Source organism: Alkalihalophilus lindianensis (genome assembly GCF_032843265.1).
Classification (GTDB): domain Bacteria; phylum Bacillota; class Bacilli; order Bacillales; family Bacillaceae_D; genus Alkalihalophilus; species Alkalihalophilus lindianensis.
In genome coordinates this window covers 1-261 of sequence record NZ_JAWJBA010000524.1, presented here as the reverse complement: position 1 = coordinate 261, position 261 = coordinate 1, and the positions used below count along the sequence as shown (strand labels likewise).

Below are 261 nucleotides of genomic sequence, written 5' to 3'. Positions count from 1 at the left end.
ACTTATTAAACCGGAAAATCTCCTATATTGAAATCAAACCTAAGCAAAAAGGTCGGTTCTTTGAGGTGCATTACACGTATGAAGTGTATGTGGCTCAAATGAAAAAACAACCTACGACCACGATGAACGCTTTGGGTTGTGATGTAGGTGTAGACCGATTATTGAGTTGTGCAACGAATAAAGGCGATACCTTCTTAATCGACGGCAAAAAACTCAAATCGATCAACCAATACTTTCATAAAGCGATAAGCCATCTGCAAC

At 39.1% G+C, this 261-nt stretch carries 1 protein-coding gene; it reads left to right on the top strand.

Annotated elements, in window-relative coordinates:
* Positions 1–261 (top strand): transposase (locus RYX56_RS23275; protein ID WP_317124247.1); only part of this gene is annotated, 261 nt, incomplete at both ends.